Below are 16,083 nucleotides of genomic sequence, written 5' to 3' on the forward strand. Positions count from 1 at the left end.
CCGTCCCCAGCTCGTGAGTGGAGGCGGCCGGACAGGGGCGCCGCCACCCGATCGGTAGGAAAGTTTCACCGATTGCCCCGACCGATACAGATCATTTACGATCGACGCCCATCACTCGACCGGGTGCCCGGACACCACGGGCCCGAACAGGGGAGACCCGATGAGCGACGACCTGGAAACACGCCGCCTGCTCGACACGCCCGCCCGGCGCCGCACCCTCCTCACCGCACTGGGCGCCGGCGTCGGCATCGGCGTCGTCGGCATGCCGAGCCCCGCCATGGCGGCGGCCGCCGGCTGGAGCAACCCCACCCTCGGCACCCTGACCTCCGGCTACAAGACCCCCAGCCGCCCCACCCACACCGGCTGGGACGTCGCCAACAGCCAGGGCACCCCCGTCTACGCCACCGCCGACGGCACGGTCCGCGACATCAAGACCAACTCGTACCCGGGCGACACCACCAGCGGGCCCCTGCCCGGACGCACCGGCAACAGCGTGCACCTCAACCACGCCGACAGCTACTTCTCCTACTACGGCCACCTCCACCGCGTCCTGGTCAGCGTCGGCCAGCGGGTCAGCTGCGGACAACTGATCGGCCTCATGGGCAACACCGGCAACTCCAGCGGCCCGCACCTGCACTTCGAGATCCACCGCCCCCGGCTGACCTCCACCGACCCCCGGATCTTCCTCGCCAACCGCGGCATCACCCTCGGCGCGACGGCCCCCGTCGGCAGCACCGGCTACCCGAGCGTCAGCCAGGGCGCCTCCGGATGGGTGCCCCGCACCATCCAGTACCTCCTGCGGGCCCGCGGCATCTCCGTCGTCGTCGACGGCGTCTTCGGACCGGCCTGCACCTCCGCCGTCAAGTCGTTCCAGACCAGCCGCGGCCTCTACGCCGACGGCCTCGTCGGCCCGATCACCTGGACCGCCCTCATCCTGCCCCTGCGGGAAGGCAACTCCGGCGACCTCGTCCGCGGCCTCCAGACCGCCCTCAACGCCCGCGGCGCCAACCTCCTCGTCGACGGCTCCTTCGGCTCGGTCACCGCCAACGCCGTACGCGACTTCCAGAGCCGCAACGGCCTCGTCGCCGACGGCATCGTCGGCCCCGTCACGTGGAGCGTGCTCATCTGACCCCGGGCACCGACCCACCCGGCGTCACCGGCAACCGCCGTGTCGGCCCGCCTTCTGGTCGCGCCTGCGGCTGCACGACGTCCTCGTGAAACGGCGCTGCCCGGCCGGAGAGATCACCGGCCGGGCAGCAAAAATTGGCTCTGGTCAGTTGCCGGTGGACGCGCCCTTCAGGCCCTCCAGCATCTCGGCGAAGTCGGCGGTCTCCGCGGCGGCGGGCGTCTCGACGTTCACCGCCTTGCCGTAGTCGGTGTAGTCGACCGTCATGTCGCCCATCTTGCCCATGTCCAAGCCCGCCCGGCGCGGCCGGTACTGCTCGTCGACCCAGAGGTCGATCGTGAGCTCCTTGACGCCCTGCTTGGCGTACTGCTGCTCGACGCCCTTCCGCAACTCGGCGTCGAGCTGCCCGAGGTAGGTCGCCACCGGAGCAGTGACGGTGTAGTGCACCGTGCGCGCCCCGTTCACCGTCTCCTCGCCGACGACCGTGACACCCTCGAGGGCGAGCAGCGTCTTGACCTGCTTGGTCGGGTCGACGTCCTCGAACTGCTTGGTGAAGTCCATCCCCGCCTGCTCGGCGGCCGCGGTCAGGTCCAGCTTCATCCAGCGCTTCCCGCCGATGCTCGCGCGGTCCTTCGCCGGGATCTCGACGTAGACCACGCTGCCGATCATCCGGACGGTGGTCGGGGTGCCATCCGGACCCGCCATCGTCATCTCGGCCTTGACCGGGTCGCCCAGATCGACCACGCCCTGCACCGAGACCTTCTCGCCGCCCGCCGTGCCCTGCATCGTCACGGTCACCGAGTCGCTCTTGTCGGTGGCGTCGATCGTCTTCTGCAACGAACCCTTGAGATCACTGGCGAGCAGTTCCAGCACGCTGGGCTGCTTCGGCGCGTCCGAGCCGGGCTTCGCGCCGCAGGCAGTCATCGCGAGTGCCGTGAGCGCGGAGACCGCCAGAACAGTGGTCTTCTTCCAAAGTGACACGTGACAGCTTCTTTCCCCGAAGGACTCTGAAGATCTCTCCAGATAGAGCGACGCCACGCTATCCCAAGCGGTCAACATCGAGGCGCATCCCCCGCCGAAACGTTGGCGGGAACCGACCCGCCGGCACGGGAGCGGCGGCCACAATCGGCACATACCGCCCACCCGTGGCGTCGACCGTCGCCCCCGGGCGCCACGGCCCGACACCGGCTGCGCCGACCAGCGACCTGGTGCCGACCGCGACGTACGATCCGCAGGTGACCAGCAGACCGGACCTGGAGCAGCGCCTGCGCGACCTCGCGCGGCTGCGCCGCGTCCGCGACCGGATCGACCGGGAGTACGCGCAGCCGCTGGACGTCGAGGCGCTCGCCCGCGGCGTGCACATGTCGGCCGGACACCTCAGCCGCCAGTTCCGGCTCGCCTACGGCGAGTCGCCGTACGCCTATCTCATGACGCGGCGCATCGAACGCGCCATGGCGCTGCTGCGTCGCGGCGACCTCAGCGTCACCGAAGTCTGTTTCGCGGTCGGCTGCTCCTCACTGGGCACCTTCAGCACCCGCTTCACCGAGTTGGTCGGCGTGCCGCCCAGCGCCTACCGGGCCCGGGCAAAACCCCCGACGGCGGAGATGCCGCCGTGCATCGCGAAACAGGTGACCAGACCGATCAGGAATCGAGAAGCCCCCGCCCCCAGCCGCAACTAGCGTGACTGCCATGAACCTCACCATTCACTCGAGCTTCCTCCCGCACACCGACCCGGACGCCTCCCTGGCCTTCTACCGCGACATCCTCGGCTTCGAGGTCCGCAACGACGTCGGCTACGGGGGGATGCGCTGGATCACGGTCGGCCCCGCCGACCAGCCCGACACGTCCATCGTCCTGCACCCGCCGACCGCCAACCCCGGCATCACCGACGACGAACGCCGCACCATCCTCGAGCTGATGGCCAAGGGCAGCTACTTCGGCGTCAACCTGGCCACCCCCGACCTCGACGGCACCTTCACGAAGCTGGAGGGCAGCGGCGCCGAGGTGGTCCAGGAGCCGACCGAGCAGCCGTACGGCGTCCGCGACTGCGCGTTCCGCGACCCCGCGGGCAACATGATCCGCATCCAGGAGCTGCGCTGAGCCGCCCGGCGACCGCAGCCATGCCCCAGACAGACGGCGCCGCGAGCTGATGCGCGACAGCCACTGGTTGGTCTGACGCCCAGGCCGGGCGCGCAGCGTGGCCGAGGCCACAGGGACACCCCGGCCCAGAACCGGCCTGGATACGGTGGTATCGCGAAGAGCACGCCCCGGCCGGCTGACGTCGGACCCAGGCCGACACCGCCGATCCGGCAGACAGCGGCGACCGTCGCCGTGACCGCACCGACACCCAGAACCAGGCATACTGCTCGGGCCGGTCAGATCGAGCCAGGCGACGCCGAGGGAGACCGCCAAGGCGGCTCCGCACGATGATGGAGGCACGATGAGCATGGCCCCGAGGACCGACATGCTGTCGCCCGCGCCGCACGTTGCCGACAGCCACGACCTGATCCGCGTGCACGGCGCGCGAGTGAACAACCTCAAGGACGTCAGCGTCGAGATCCCCAAGCGCCGGCTGACCGTGTTCACCGGCGTATCCGGCTCGGGCAAGAGCTCGCTGGTGTTCGGCACGATCGCCGCGGAGTCGCAGCGGCTGATCAACGAGACCTACAGCGCCTTCGTGCAGGGCTTCATGCCGACACTGGCGCGGCCGGAGGTCGACCGGCTTCAGGGGCTGACGACCGCGATCATCGTCGACCAGGAACGGATGGGTTCCAACCCGCGCTCCACCGTCGGCACCGCCACCGACGCGAACGCGATGCTGCGCATCCTGTTCAGCCGGCTCGCGCAGCCACACATCGGCCCGCCCAACGCGTACTCGTTCAACGTCCCCTCGGTGAAGGCCAGCGGCGCCATCACCGTCGAGCGCGGCGCCGGCAGGACGAAGACCGAGAAGGCCACCTTCACCCGCCTCGGCGGCATGTGCCCACGCTGCGAAGGCATGGGCTCGATCAACGACATCGACGTGACCCAGCTGTACGACGACAGCAAGTCGCTCAACGAGGGCGCGATCACCGTACCGGGCTACAACATGGACGGCTGGTACGGCCGCATCTTCCGCAACGGCGGCCTGTTCGACCCCGACAAGCCGATCCGCAAGTACACGAAGAAGGAACTGGACGACCTCCTCCACAAGGAACCCACCAAGATCAAGGTCGACGGGATCAACCTGACGTACCTGGGGCTGATCCCGCAGGTCCAGAAGTCCTACCTGTCCAAGGACGTCGACGCGCTACAGCCGCACGTCCGCGCCTTCGTGGAGCGGGCGGTGACGTTCACGACCTGCCCCGAGTGCCACGGCACCCGGCTCAGCAAGGAAGCACAGTCGTCGAAGATCAAGGGGAAGAACATCGCCGACCTCTGCGCGATGCAGATCAGCGACCTGGCCGACTGGATCCGGGACCTCGACGAGCCGTCCGTGCTCCCGCTGCTCACCGGGCTGCAACACCTCCTCGACTCGTTCACGGAGATCGGGCTGGGATACCTCTCCCTCGACCGGCCAGCCGGCACCCTGTCCGGGGGAGAGGCACAGCGCACCAAGATGATCCGGCACCTCGGCTCGTCGCTCACCGACGTCACCTACGTCTTCGACGAGCCGACGATCGGTCTGCACCCCCATGACATCCAGCGGATGAACGACCTGCTGCTGCGGCTACGGGACAAGGGCAACACCGTGCTCGTCGTGGAACACAAGCCGGAAACGATCGAGATCGCCGACCACGTCGTCGACCTGGGCCCGCGCGCCGGCACCGAGGGCGGCGAGGTGGTGTTCGAGGGCACCGTCGAAGGGCTGCGGGCCAGCGACACACTCACCGGGCGGCACCTCGACGACCGGGCCACCCTCAAGAAGTCGGTGCGCTCGTCCTCCGGCACCCTGGAAATCCGCGGCGCGTCGACGCACAACCTCCAGAACGTGGACGTCGACATCCCGCTCGGGGTGCTCTGCGTGCTCACGGGCGTGGCCGGCTCCGGCAAGAGCTCGCTGATCCACGGCTCCGTCGCCGGCCACGACGGCGTGGTGGTGATCGACCAGGGCGCCATCCGGGGCTCACGACGCAGCAACCCGGCGACGTACACCGGCCTGCTCGACCCGATCCGCAAGGCGTTCGCGAAGGCCAACGGCGTGAAGCCGGCGCTGTTCAGCGCCAACTCCGAGGGCGCGTGCCCCGCCTGCAACGGCGCCGGCGTCATCTACACCGACCTCGGGATGATGGCCGGCGTCGCCACCACCTGCGAGGAATGCGGGGGAAAGCGGTTCCAGGCATCGGTGCTGGAGTACCACCTCGGCGGCCGCGACATCAGCGAGGTGCTCGCGATGTCGGTGACCGAGGCCGAGGAGTTCTTCGGCACCGGCGAGGCACGCACGCCGGCCGCGCGCACCATCCTCGGCCGGCTCGCCGACGTCGGGCTCGGCTACCTCAGCCTCGGCCAGCCGCTCACCACGCTGTCCGGCGGGGAGCGGCAGCGGCTCAAGCTGGCCACGCACATGGCCGAGAAGGGCGGCGTCTACGTCCTCGACGAGCCGACCACCGGTCTGCACCTCGCTGACGTCGAGCATCTGCTCGGCCTGCTCGACCGGCTCGTCGAATCCGGCAAGTCGGTCATCGTCATCGAGCACCACCAAGCGGTCATGGCACACGCCGACTGGATCATCGACCTCGGTCCCGGCGCCGGCCACGACGGCGGCCGGATCGTCTTCGAGGGCACACCCGCCGACCTCGTCGCCGCCCGCACCACGCTCACCGGCGAGCACCTGGCGGCCTACGTCGGCAGCTGACCGAGGCCCGTGCGCCCTGGGCCACCTGAACCGCCCCTGACCCGTGCTGGCTCGACCCCTGTAGCTCCCGAGGATGCGGCAGCCCGACAGCGGGAACCATCCGGGCCGTCACCTGCGGCTGGGCGATCAGACGAACCGCGACGCGCGAGACTCGCGGCACGGTTCGAGCGTGATGTGCGCGGACAGCGCACGGAGGAAGTCGGGCGCGTCGAAGATCTCGCCGGCGGAGGCCACGCCGCTCGTCCTCGTCCGACCGGCGAGAACGCGATGGACCGCTTCGACCGCCAGCGGCGCGCTGATGGCGTAGATGTCCTGGCCACTGGCGACGACGCGTCGCTGCGTGTCGCCGGCACGCACGACGACGTCGACGGTGAACGTCTGCGCGGACCGGCCGAACTCGTCGACCGCAGCCGGTGCGGGCGCGTCCGCAGCGGCAAGGTCCTTGGCCGCATCGGTGGTCATGTACGTGCGCACCTCGGGGATGGACAGGTGGCTGGGGACCGTGACGACGTCAGCCATCGTGAACCCGCCGAGGACGCTCCGGCGGCCCATCGGAGCGGGAAAGTCCCATTCCACGGTCGGCAGGTCGCACTCGTCGACGTAATACTCCAGCCGGCCACCGGTGTAGCGGACACGTCGGCCATCGCGCCGTTCCCGGGAAACGGTGCCGGAGGCGAGAGTCCCGGCGGTGGGGTGCCAACTACTCAGTCCGTACGCCACGTGCGCCTCGTCGGCCACCGTCCAATCACCCATCGCCGTCGTGACCAGCAGATCACCGAGTCCGCCGAAGAACGCCATCGCCGGGACCACCGCGACGCCCGCGGCCCGAGCACGGTCCGTGAAGTGCGTGAACGTGTCGAGGTTGGCCTCGATCTCAGCCGCCACGTCCACGTACGGAACCCCGGTGCGCAGGGCGGCCTCGATCACGGGCGCCGCGGTCGAGGCGAACGGACCGGCACAGTTGACGACCGCGACCGCGCCCTTCAACGCCTGGTCGAGCGAGACCGGATCATCGACCGACGCCACCCGGAATTCGAGCCCCGGATGCGACGCCGCCAGCGCCTGGAGCCTGCCCACGTCACGACCGACGAGAAGCGGGACGAACCCGCGATCACGCAACTCCGTCACCACGAACCGCCCGGTGTGTCCGTACGCACCGAACACCGCCACGGTCTGACCCGAACCCATCTGCAGCTCCTCCATGCTCCGCGAAAGATCGACTGAGAAGATCCTCTCGGCAGCCGCCGGCCCGGACCAGTGTCCGCAACGCCATGCCCCATACAATTTCGGACATGGCCACTGTCGCGCTCGCCGCCACCGACGCGATGCTGCACTTCGAACTCGCCATGGCCTGCGAAATCTTCGTCCACGACCCCTCCGGCCTGGCAGACCCCTGGTACGACCTCGTGGTCTGCGGCCCGGGCCCGGTCCGGATCGGCAGATTCCACATGGAACCCGACGACGGCTTGGACCGACTCGCCCGCGCCGACACCGTGATCATCCCTGCCGTGGAGGACATCGACGCGGACGTGCCACCCGACCTGCTCGACGCCGTCCGCGCGGCCCACGAGGCGGGCGCCCGGATGGTCTCGCTGTGCACCGGAGCGTTCGTGCTGGCCGCCGCCGGGGTGCTGGACGGGCTGCGCGCAACCACCCACTGGGCCCACACCGAGGCGCTGGCCGCCCGCTACCCCCGGGTGCAGGTCGACCCGGACGTGCTCTACGTCGACAACGGCAACGTGCTCGCCTCCGCCGGCAAAGCCGCCGCGATCGACCTGTGCCTGCACCTGATCCGTCGCGACCACGGCGCGACGGTCGCCAACGCCGTCGCCCGCCGCCTGGTGGTGCCGCCGCATCGCGCCGGGGGCCAGGCCCAGTTCGTCACCACCCCGGTGCCCGCCCGCGACGACCACCCCCTCGCCGACCTGTTCCCCTGGTGGGCCTGACCCGCTTTGACGGACATCCGAGATCAGGAGCCGGTGGGCTCCGGGAGGATGTCCAGCATCATGGAGAGCATGGGTAAGAAGCGGCCTCGGCCCCGCCGGTCGTTCACGGCGGAGTTCAAGGCCGAGATCGTGGAGTTGTGCCAGCGTGGGGACCGCACGATCGGGCAGGTGGCCAAGGACTTCGACCTGACCGAGACTGCGGTGCGGGACTGGGTCAAGCAGGCCGAGCTCGACGCCGGTACCCGCAGTGACGGGCTGAGCAGCGACGAGCGGGCCGAGTTGGCGCAGTTGCGGCGGGAGAACCGGCGGCTGCGCGAGGACGTGGAGATCTTGAAGCGGGCGACGGCTTTCTTCGTGAGGGAGACCCGGTGAACGTGTACCCGTTCATCGAGGCGGAGCAAGCCAGCCGGCGCAACGTGAAGCGTGCGTGCGAGCTGCTGCAGGTCTCCCGGTCCGCCTACTACCAGCACAACCGTGGCCAGCACAGTGAGCGGGAGCGCGTCGACCAGGCCCTGACCGAGAAGATCACCGCGGTGCACGCGATGTCGAAGGGCACCTACGGGGCGCCGCGGGTACACGCCGAACTCGCCGCAGCCGGGCTGCGGCACGGCCGTAAACGCGTCGCCCGGTTGATGCGCACCGCCGGGATCGCCGGCAGGTGCCCGCGACGGTGGCGCACCACCACCGTCGCGGACCCGGCGGCCGAAGCGCGTCCCGACCTGGTCGGCCGTGACTTCGGCATCGACGCGGCCGCGGTCGACACCCGGTGGTGTGGGGACATCACGTACATCAGCACGTGGGAGGGCTGGCTGTATCTGGCCACGGTCATCGACCTGGCATCCCGGCGGGTCGTCGGCTGGGCCGTGGCCGATCACCTGCGCACCGACCTGGTCGACGCCGCCCTCACCGACGCGATCCGCCGGCGCCGACCCGCCTCCGGGTTGATCTTTCATTCCGACCGCGGCTGTCAATACACCAGCACCCAGCACGCCCGCCTCGCCAACCGCCATGGGATCCGACTGTCACTCGGCCGGCGTGGGCAGTGCTGGGACAACGCCGTCGCCGAGTCGTTCTTCGCCACCCTCAAGACCGAACTGCTCCACCGCCAGGCCTGGCCCACCCGCACCACCGCCCGCCAGGCGATATTCGAGTACGTGGAAGGCTGGTACAACACCCGCCGCCGGCACTCCAGCCTCGGCTACCTCAGCCCCGCCGCCTACGAAGCCAGCACCATCATCAACCCGCTACCGGTCAGCAAGGTAGCGTGAGATCAACACATCGACCCTGTCCGTCGAAACGGGTCAAGCCCACTGGGTGATGGAACGGCTGAACCATCCGCTGACCGTGGAGGACCTGGCCCGCCAGGCGAACATGAGCTCGCGCAACCTGGCCCGCCACTTCAAGTCGGCAACAGGCACCACCCCGCTGCAGTGGCTGTCGACGCAGCGGATCCGTCGGGCCCAGGAACTGCTGGAGAACACCGACAACAGCATCGACGCCATCGCCCAGGCGGCTGGCATGGGAACCGCCACGACGCTACGCCGACACTTCAACCGCACCGTCGGCGTACCTCCGGACGCCTACCGTCGCACCTTCCGCAGCGCCTGGACCTCATCAGAATCGTGATCGCCATCCGGTCGGCGGCCTGACAGCCCTGCGGTGTCGCGGGCCTGCTCCGACTGCTCGACTGAACCGGCTGTGCAGTCTGCTTGCAGCGACGGCGGAACCTGGGCGGCGGGACGTGGCCGCACCCATCTGCCCTGATTGATGCAGTCAACGATGCAACGACAACGCGAAGCCGACCGTGCGGGAGTCTGGGACACGGGGGAGCGGTGCCCCATCTGCACTTCGATCCACTTCTCGCGACGTCGGTAGCGTCGGAAGGCTGGTAACCAGTTCAGGCCCAGCCGCGAAGGGTCTCGTAGACCGCGGAGTTGGATCGCCTTGGACCTGGACAAGCTGGCCGGCCTCCGTGACCGGTCGGTCCTGATCCTCGGGTTCGCCTTCGGCGCGCGCGACGCTCGGAGTCGCCGCTCGATATCGAGGACCTCGGTCCTGTGTCCTCGTCAGGAAGGCCAGGGAACCTCGTAGTACGTGGTCCCCGAGGAGATGGTGACGAGATACCGGTGCCTTCGCAGCGGACCACTCCGCAGCGCGTCGAGGTCGACCGGTTGGGCCTCAACGAAGACAGTCGGCCAGGTAAGGGCCGGGACCGGTTGACTGTTCAGCGGGTCGCTGACCTGCGACCACCCGACCCGAACCGTCCAGTCCTGCCCGGGAACGACGTAGCTCAACCCCGGCAGGGACAGCAGTAAACCGTCATCGGTCTTGCCGTTCGCCGCGTAGTACCTCTCGACATCTGCGATGGCCGAGGTGGTGACCGGCATCAGCCCGGCTGCCTTGGCACGCTTGTCGACTTGGCGCAGCACATCCAGAAGGTCGCCGCCGGCCCCGAAGTACCTGATCTCGCTAAGACCGCAACTGAGGCGGTAGTCGTCGTGCGGCCACAGGCCATTGGTGGCTCCGGCATGGCAGACGTCGAGTGTTGACGTTGCGACCGGCCTGAGCGGCGATGCCCGGGCCACGGCGGCGAGAACGCTGCTGATCTGCTCAGCGCTCGACGCGCTTGCCTGCCGGACTGCGTCCGATTGCGCTTCCCGGCTTGCTTCCTCCCGCGTGGGCGCGTCTGACCCGCAGGCCGCCAGCGTGAGCAGCAGAAGTGCAGCCATTGCCAACCTGACCAGGCGACAAGGAGTCATGGTTACGAGGATGCTGGCTAGCTGCACACGGAGGATGAGTTGCCGTACCCATCTCGCCGCGAGCAGCGAGCAGATCACGGCCACCTGCGTGGATCAAGCGCCCTGTCTGGCGGCGCGTTCCGTTGCCTCGGCCTCAGCATCTTCTCACCAATGCCACCTCGTTCGATAATGTACATTATGTCAAGTAGACCGAATGTCGGCCCTCCCCGGCGCCGCTGCGGGCCCTCATGGCGCCGGGGAGGGCAACCTCACGGACGCGCGGCAGGATGCCGACCGAGGAAGGCGACGAGGCGATCGCCCGGGGCCACGCCGGACGAGACCGGCACGGGCGGGCCGAACCGGGACTGGCGGGCCTGCTCGCCGACCAGTGCCGCGGACAACGCGAGCAGCTCGGTGGCCAGCCCGGCGGGGATCTCACGCTCCACGCCGCAGGCGGTGGCGATGTCCCACCCGTGCGCCGCGAACTCGATCGCGCCGCCGCGCGCGGCACCGCCCGCCCACGCGGCCCGGTCGGGGTGCGCGTCGCCGTGCACCGCCGTACGCACGGCGTCGAGCAGGCGCTGAATGCGCTCCCGCGCGACGGCCACAGGGTCGGCCCCGCCCGCCCGGGGTGACGCCGGAAGGATCAGTTCTCCCGTGGCGGCGAAACCGGTGAGGGCGTCAGCGGCGTCGGCGAGATGCAGCACCAACGTCCGCAGGTCCCAGCCGGCGCACGGGGTCGGCCGGTCGAGGTCGGCGTCGCCGACGGCCGACAGGGCTCCGAGCGCGTAGTCGGCGGACCGCTGGAACAGCGCGACACTGTCGGCGAGCCGGGTCGGGGGTGATGCGGTCACGAGGGTCTCCTTCGGCAACGGGTGGCGAGGGTGGCGTGGCGCGGGGCGGTCTCAGGCGTTCGTCGGGGACATCTCCCAGGGTGCCGGAGAAAGAACCTCTCCGGTTTCGAGCAACGACTTGAGGTTCGCGAGCACGGCGGGCCACCCCTGCGAGATTCCGGTGTGCATCGCCTGGTCGGTGAGGTTCTCGTGGGTCACGGTGAGGCGGACGATGTCATGGTGCGGTTCGACGAGGAACGTGACGACCGACGGGCCTCCGGGCGGTTCGTCGCCGGGCGCCGCGAAGGTGATCACCAGGCGCGTCGGCGCGTCGGCCTCGACGACTCGCCCGACGACGTCGACGTCGCCTGACCCGTCGACGCGCCGGTGCTCCCAGGTGGACCCCGGCTGCCAGTCGGAGACGTTGGCGTGTCCCCAGTAGGCGGCCGTCAGGTCCGCGTCCGTCAGGGCCTGCCACACCTGTTCGGCGCTGGCGCGGATGTACGTGACGTAGACGTAGGTCGGCGGGGCCGTGGGTGCGGTCATGGCGTGCTCCTCTGCCTGGTTCCTGATGGCACTGATGGTTTGCAGGCGGCGCCTTTCGAAGCCCGAGATCCAACGCTCCTCGATCTCGTGGATCGGCGTCGGGTTCAGGTAGTGCAGCCGTTCGCGTCCGCGTCGTACGACGGTGACGAGATTGGCCCGGACGAGGACGTCGAGGTGCTGGGTCGCCGACTGGCGCGCCATGTCGAGGCGCTCGCAGAGCTCCCGCAGCGTCTGTCCGTTGTGTTCCCGCAGGCGGTCGAGCAGGAGCCGTCGGGTGGGGTCGGCCAGTGCCTTGAAGACCGGGTCCATCTCTCCCGCCTCTGCGTTCACCTCGCCGATTATGCAGGTATCTGCCTGCGTAATCCACCCCCTCCCCACCGATTGGCGTGGCGAGCGCGCCGCGCGGAGAGCCCGGTCCCCGGTCACTCGGGACCCGGCGGGAGACCGACGAGCCGCCGCAGGTGCGCCTCCACCAGCGCGACCCGCTCCGCCACGGGCGCTGGCGGGACGGCGACGAGTTCGTGGCCGTGCTCCCGGTAGACCTGCTCGTGGACGCGGGCGAACGCCAGCGACTCGGCGTAGTCGATCCGGCGGGCGGCGGTGCGGGTCACGAAGCCGAGCGGCTCGACGAGGAACACCGGACGCTGGTAGGCCCCCTCCCGCAGCACCCGCTCCACCTCGGCGGCGAGCGTCGGCCCGACGGGGCGGCCCAGGTACCGGGCGAGCGCCAGGGTGCACAGCGGAGACCTGTCGTGGACCTGCACCGGGGACCCGGCCGCCTCCCGCCGTTCGCGCTGCAGCCGCGCCACGGCGTCGACGAAACCCGCCCCGCGCCATGGTTCGTCATCGCCGCGCGCCTGCCCCGCGGCGATGACGTCGGTGGCCGCCTCGGCGACGACGCTCCACCCGCGACGTCGTAGCGCGTCGGCGAGTGTCGTCTTCCCCGCCCCGGGCGCGCCGGTGAGCACGTATCGTTGCACGCTCTCCCCCTCTTCCCCGCCGTTGCCGGCGAACACGAAATTCATGCATAATAGTCCTTATGCATGACAAACAGGACGAATCGGTACCGCGATTGATCGAGGAGTTCCTGACCGCCCGCGCCACCCGCAAGCCCTCCCCCCACACCCTGGAGGCGTACCGGCGGGACCTGCGCACCGTCGCCGCGTTGGCGGCCGAGGAGACCGCCCCTCCCCTCCCCCTCGACGAGTTGCCGCTGACCGTCCTCACGCCCCGGGTCATGCGGGCGGCCTTCGCCCGCTTCGCCGCTCCCCGGGCGGTCGCCTCGGTGCACCGGGCCTGGTCCACCTGGAACAGCTTCTTCTCCTTCCTGGTTGCCGACGGCGTCGTCGCCGGCAACCCGATGCCGGCGGTCGGGCGGCCCCGCGCGCCGCTCCCCCAGCCCAAGCCCCTGCGCGGGGCGGACACCCCGGAACAACTGCTGGCCTCGGTGGCGCGGCAGGAGGGCCGGCAGCGCGACCCGTGGCCGGAGCGGGACGTGGCGGTGCTGGCGTTGGCGCTGTGCGCGGGGCTGCGGCTGTCGGAACTGCTGGCGTTGCGGGTGGGTTCGCTGGCGGGTCGCCCGGGTGAGCGGCGCGTCGACGTCGCCGGCAAGGGCGGGCGGCCACGCGTGGTGCCGGTCGAGCCGGAGCTGGACCGGGTGCTGGTGGACTACCTGGACAGCCGCGCCCGCCGGTTCGGGTCGCGGACGGTGCGACCGGACGCGCCGCTGCTGGTGGACCGTCGGGGTGAGCCGCTGCGCCGGGGCGGACTGCAGTATCTGGTGGAGTCCTGCTACCGGCGCGCCGGCATCACCGACCGGGTGCCGCGCGGGGCGCGGTTGCACGCGTTGCGGCACACGTTCGCGACACGGTTGGCGGAGGACGGGGCGAGCGCGGCGGAGATCATGCGGCTGCTGGGGCACGCGTCGCTGGCGTCGTCGCAGACCTACATCGAGGTGACGGCCGGGCAGCAGCGGGAGGCGGTGCGGTCCAACCGTACCAACCGGGCGTTGGCGGCGCTGGCCCCGGCGGAGCGGGGGGCGGGGCGTGAGGGCGGATGCGGCGCGCGCGGTGGCGGCGGCGTGGGTGCGGGCGTACGCGGCGCGGGAGCCGGGTGTGGAGGGCGCGGTGCTCAGCGGGTCGGTGCTGGGGATGGCGGCGGGTGAGGTGGTGCCGCCGTGGTCGGACGTGGACGTGCTGGTGGTGCGGTCGGGGCCGGCGGAGAAGTTGGGGAAGTTCCGCTGGGGTGGGGTGCTGCTGGAGGTCACGTTCGTGACGTGGGAGGACCTGGGGTCGCCGGAGGACGTGTTGGGCTCGTTCGTGTTCGCGGGGTGTTTCCGGGGCGACGGGGTGCTGTGGGATCCGACGGGGCGGCTGGCGTGGTTGCGGGCGCGGGTGTCGGCGGGGTTCGCCGACGCGGTGTGGGTGCGGCGGCGGTGTGCGGGGGTGCGGGCGCGGATCGAGGCCGGGTTGCGGGGCGTGGACGACTCGGGGGCGTTGCACGAGCAGGTGACGGGGTGGTTGTTCCCGACGTCGTTGACGGCGGTGTTGCCGCTGGTGGCGGGGTTGGTGGAGCCGACGGTGCGGCGGCGGTACGTGGTGGCGCGGGAGGTGTTGGCGGCGTACGGCCTGGTGGACCGGTATGGGGCGGTGCTGGACCTCTTGGACGGTGGTGGGGTGTCGGCGGGCCGTGTGGCGGGGCATCTGGCGGGGTTGGCGCGCACGTTCGACGTGGCGGCGGAGGTGGCGCGGACGCGGTTCTTCTTCAGTGCGGACATCACGCCGGCGGCGCGGGTGGTGGCGGTGGACGGCAGTGCGGCGTTGGTGGCGGCGGGGTGGCACCGGGAGGCGATGTTCTGGATCGTGGCGACGTACGCGCGGTGTCATGCGGTGCTGGCGGTGGACGCGCCGCAGCGGGGGGTGGAGTTGGCGCCGGCGTTCGAGGCGGCGGTGGCGGATCTGGGGGTGTCGTCGGCGGCGGATCGGCGGCGGCGGGCGGACGAGGTGTTGGCGTTCCTGCCGGGGTGGTGGGCGACGGTGGAGCAGCTCGTGGGCCGGTGAGCGCCGCGAGGCGGGTCAGCGGGTGGCGCTGTGGTGTCGGTCGTCCTGGCCGGGGTGGGGTTGGTCGCCGCTCTCGATGGTGGCGAGCAGGCTCAGTGCGGCGGCGGAGCGGGGGTCGGCGGCGACGTGGGCGATGAGGCGTTGCCCGGTGTCGTCGGCGGTGTGGAGGACCTCGAAGTCGACGTCGACGTCGCCGACGACGGGGTGGTGCAGGTGCTTGCGTCCGGTGCTGCAGCCGTGGACGGGATGGCTGGTCCAGAGGGCGGCGAACTCGTCGCTGTGGACGCAGAGGTCGCCGACGAGTTCGTTGAGGGCGGGGTCGTCGACGTGGCGGCCGGCGACCAGGCGCAGGGATGCGACGGCGCGGCAGGCTTCCTGGTGCCAGTCGCGGTGGAGTTCGCGGGTGTGCGGGTCGAGGAAGAGCATGCGGGTGAGGTTGGGTCGGTCGGCGGGTCGGGCGGGTGCGGTGGGGTCGAGGTGGCCGGCGAGCAGGGCGTGCCCGAGCCGGTTCCAGGCGAGTACTTCGGTGCGTCGTCCCATGACGACGGCGGGGACGGTCGGCATGGCGTCGAGCAGGCGGATGGTGGTGCCGCGGGCGTGTTCGGGGCGGGGTGGACGGCGGCGGCGGGCGCGGGTCGGGCGGGCGAGGTCGGTCAGGTGGGCGCGTTCGTCGGCGGTGAGTCGTAGCGCGCGGGCGAGGGCGTCTATGACGGCGTCGGAGGCGTTGGTGCTCTGGCCCTGCTCGAGGCGCATGTAGTAGGTGGGGCTGATGCCGGCGAGTTGGGCGAGTTCTTCGCGTCGTAGTCCGGGGACGCGGCGGAGGCCGTAGGAGGTGATGCCGACGTCCTCGGGGGTGAGTCGGGCTCGGCGGGACCGGAGGAATGCGGGGAGGTCGCCGGAGGGTCGCCCTGGGTTCATGCCTGCATTGTTGCCGGCGGTGTGGTGGCCCGGCCAGGGGCGTGCCTGGCCCTGGGAGTGCTAGGCGGCGTGGTGCTGCGTGG

16 protein-coding genes and 1 pseudogene are annotated in these 16,083 nt (G+C 70.7%); 10 read left to right on the forward strand and 7 right to left on the reverse strand.

The window, feature by feature from the left end; genetic code table 11:
* Positions 1–160: 160 nt before the first annotated feature.
* Positions 161–1,129 carry a peptidoglycan-binding protein gene (locus ACZ6O2_RS16750; protein ID WP_350705585.1) on the forward strand — a complete coding sequence of 323 codons (969 nt, stop codon included), beginning with the start codon at positions 161–163 and terminating at the stop codon, positions 1,127–1,129.
* Between the two features lie 144 nt (positions 1,130–1,273).
* Here ACZ6O2_RS16750 and ACZ6O2_RS16755 read toward each other — a convergent pair whose 3' ends face one another.
* The gene (locus tag ACZ6O2_RS16755; protein WP_350705587.1) at positions 1,274–2,107 is read right to left on the reverse strand and encodes an SCO4651 family lipoprotein; all 834 of its coding nucleotides are present in this window, start codon (positions 2,105–2,107) and stop codon (positions 1,274–1,276) included.
* A gap of 254 nt (positions 2,108–2,361) precedes the next feature.
* Between ACZ6O2_RS16755 and ACZ6O2_RS16760 the strand changes: the two genes are divergently transcribed.
* The 3 genes from ACZ6O2_RS16760 to ACZ6O2_RS16770 all read left to right on the forward strand — a co-directional run bounded on the left by ACZ6O2_RS16760 (position 2,362) and on the right by ACZ6O2_RS16770 (position 5,960).
* Complete coding sequence (locus ACZ6O2_RS16760; RefSeq protein WP_350705589.1) at positions 2,362–2,805, forward strand: helix-turn-helix transcriptional regulator; 444 nt, start codon at positions 2,362–2,364, stop codon at positions 2,803–2,805.
* A gap of 10 nt (positions 2,806–2,815) precedes the next feature.
* The gene (locus ACZ6O2_RS16765; RefSeq protein ID WP_350705591.1) at positions 2,816–3,226 is read left to right on the forward strand and encodes a VOC family protein; all 411 of its coding nucleotides are present in this window, start codon (positions 2,816–2,818) and stop codon (positions 3,224–3,226) included.
* A 340-nt stretch (positions 3,227–3,566) separates the two neighbouring features.
* Positions 3,567–5,960: an excinuclease ABC subunit UvrA gene (locus ACZ6O2_RS16770; RefSeq protein WP_350705593.1), complete on the forward strand. Its 2,394-nt coding sequence runs from the start codon at positions 3,567–3,569 to the stop codon at positions 5,958–5,960.
* A 126-nt stretch (positions 5,961–6,086) separates the two neighbouring features.
* On the opposite strand, the gene ACZ6O2_RS16775 is transcribed toward ACZ6O2_RS16770, so the two are convergent.
* Positions 6,087–7,148 carry a saccharopine dehydrogenase family protein gene (locus ACZ6O2_RS16775; protein ID WP_466023439.1) on the reverse strand — a complete coding sequence of 354 codons (1,062 nt, stop codon included), beginning with the start codon at positions 7,146–7,148 and terminating at the stop codon, positions 6,087–6,089.
* 104 nt (positions 7,149–7,252) lie between these two features.
* Between ACZ6O2_RS16775 and ACZ6O2_RS16780 the strand changes: the two genes are divergently transcribed.
* The 4 genes from ACZ6O2_RS16780 (at position 7,253) to ACZ6O2_RS16795 (ending at position 9,532) form a co-directional block, all read left to right on the forward strand.
* Positions 7,253–7,906 (forward strand): DJ-1/PfpI family protein, encoded by a 654-nt coding sequence (locus tag ACZ6O2_RS16780; RefSeq protein WP_466023440.1) that lies wholly within the window; start codon positions 7,253–7,255, stop codon positions 7,904–7,906.
* A gap of 69 nt (positions 7,907–7,975) precedes the next feature.
* Complete coding sequence (locus tag ACZ6O2_RS16785; RefSeq protein ID WP_466023441.1) at positions 7,976–8,278, forward strand: transposase; 303 nt, start codon at positions 7,976–7,978, stop codon at positions 8,276–8,278.
* On the forward strand, positions 8,275–9,174 hold the full coding sequence (locus ACZ6O2_RS16790; RefSeq protein ID WP_466023442.1) for an IS3 family transposase: 900 nt from the start codon (positions 8,275–8,277) through the stop codon (positions 9,172–9,174). The genes ACZ6O2_RS16785 and ACZ6O2_RS16790 overlap by 4 nt, the downstream gene beginning before the upstream one ends.
* Positions 9,175–9,223: 49 nt before the next feature.
* Complete coding sequence (locus ACZ6O2_RS16795) at positions 9,224–9,532, forward strand: helix-turn-helix domain-containing protein (RefSeq protein WP_466023474.1); 309 nt, start codon at positions 9,224–9,226, stop codon at positions 9,530–9,532.
* Between the two features lie 440 nt (positions 9,533–9,972).
* Here ACZ6O2_RS16795 and ACZ6O2_RS16800 read toward each other — a convergent pair whose 3' ends face one another.
* The 4 genes from ACZ6O2_RS16800 to ACZ6O2_RS16815 all read right to left on the reverse strand — a co-directional run bounded on the left by ACZ6O2_RS16800 (position 9,973) and on the right by ACZ6O2_RS16815 (position 13,048).
* The gene (locus tag ACZ6O2_RS16800; protein WP_466023443.1) at positions 9,973–10,635 is read right to left on the reverse strand and encodes a hypothetical protein; all 663 of its coding nucleotides are present in this window, start codon (positions 10,633–10,635) and stop codon (positions 9,973–9,975) included.
* A 278-nt stretch (positions 10,636–10,913) separates the two neighbouring features.
* Complete coding sequence (locus ACZ6O2_RS16805; protein ID WP_466023444.1) at positions 10,914–11,498, reverse strand: TIGR03086 family metal-binding protein; 585 nt, start codon at positions 11,496–11,498, stop codon at positions 10,914–10,916.
* 51 nt (positions 11,499–11,549) lie between these two features.
* Entirely contained in the window at positions 11,550–12,449 is a 900-nt protein-coding gene (locus ACZ6O2_RS16810) for an ArsR/SmtB family transcription factor (RefSeq protein WP_466023445.1), read from the reverse strand.
* Positions 12,446–13,048 (reverse strand): AAA family ATPase, encoded by a 603-nt coding sequence (locus ACZ6O2_RS16815; protein WP_350705603.1) that lies wholly within the window; start codon positions 13,046–13,048, stop codon positions 12,446–12,448. Before ACZ6O2_RS16815 ends, ACZ6O2_RS16810 begins: the two co-directional genes overlap by 4 nt.
* A gap of 14 nt (positions 13,049–13,062) precedes the next feature.
* Here ACZ6O2_RS16815 and ACZ6O2_RS16820 point away from each other — a divergent pair.
* A pseudogene (locus tag ACZ6O2_RS16820) lies at positions 13,063–14,043 on the forward strand (tyrosine-type recombinase/integrase); the annotation flags it as partial.
* A gap of 106 nt (positions 14,044–14,149) precedes the next feature.
* Positions 14,150–15,082 carry a hypothetical protein gene (locus ACZ6O2_RS16825; RefSeq protein WP_466023446.1) on the forward strand — a complete coding sequence of 311 codons (933 nt, stop codon included), beginning with the start codon at positions 14,150–14,152 and terminating at the stop codon, positions 15,080–15,082.
* Between the two features lie 15 nt (positions 15,083–15,097).
* Here ACZ6O2_RS16825 and ACZ6O2_RS16830 read toward each other — a convergent pair whose 3' ends face one another.
* The gene (locus ACZ6O2_RS16830; protein WP_466023447.1) at positions 15,098–16,000 is read right to left on the reverse strand and encodes a helix-turn-helix domain-containing protein; all 903 of its coding nucleotides are present in this window, start codon (positions 15,998–16,000) and stop codon (positions 15,098–15,100) included.
* Between the last annotated feature and the right edge of the window lie 83 nt (positions 16,001–16,083).

Source organism: Micromonospora sp. NPDC048040, assembly GCF_055587185.1.

What these genes read in the sequence shown, in the direction of transcription:
- ACZ6O2_RS16750 (WP_350705585.1), top strand. Translation starts at nt 161, where the DNA reads ATGAGCGACGACCTGGAAACACGCCGCCTGCTCGACACGCCCGCCCGG.
- ACZ6O2_RS16765 (WP_350705591.1), top strand. Translation starts at nt 2,816, where the DNA reads ATGAACCTCACCATTCACTCGAGCTTCCTCCCGCACACCGACCCGGAC.
- ACZ6O2_RS16770 (WP_350705593.1), top strand. Translation starts at nt 3,567, where the DNA reads ATGAGCATGGCCCCGAGGACCGACATGCTGTCGCCCGCGCCGCACGTT.
- ACZ6O2_RS16775 (WP_466023439.1), bottom strand. Translation starts at nt 7,148, where the DNA reads ATGGGTTCGGGTCAGACCGTGGCGGTGTTCGGTGCGTACGGACACACC.
- ACZ6O2_RS16780 (WP_466023440.1), top strand. Translation starts at nt 7,253, where the DNA reads ATGGCCACTGTCGCGCTCGCCGCCACCGACGCGATGCTGCACTTCGAA.
- ACZ6O2_RS16785 (WP_466023441.1), top strand. Translation starts at nt 7,976, where the DNA reads ATGGGTAAGAAGCGGCCTCGGCCCCGCCGGTCGTTCACGGCGGAGTTC.
- ACZ6O2_RS16795 (WP_466023474.1), top strand. Translation starts at nt 9,224, where the DNA reads ATGGAACGGCTGAACCATCCGCTGACCGTGGAGGACCTGGCCCGCCAG.
- ACZ6O2_RS16800 (WP_466023443.1), bottom strand. Translation starts at nt 10,635, where the DNA reads ATGGCTGCACTTCTGCTGCTCACGCTGGCGGCCTGCGGGTCAGACGCG.
- ACZ6O2_RS16815 (WP_350705603.1), bottom strand. Translation starts at nt 13,048, where the DNA reads ATGAATTTCGTGTTCGCCGGCAACGGCGGGGAAGAGGGGGAGAGCGTG.
- ACZ6O2_RS16830 (WP_466023447.1), bottom strand. Translation starts at nt 16,000, where the DNA reads ATGAACCCAGGGCGACCCTCCGGCGACCTCCCCGCATTCCTCCGGTCC.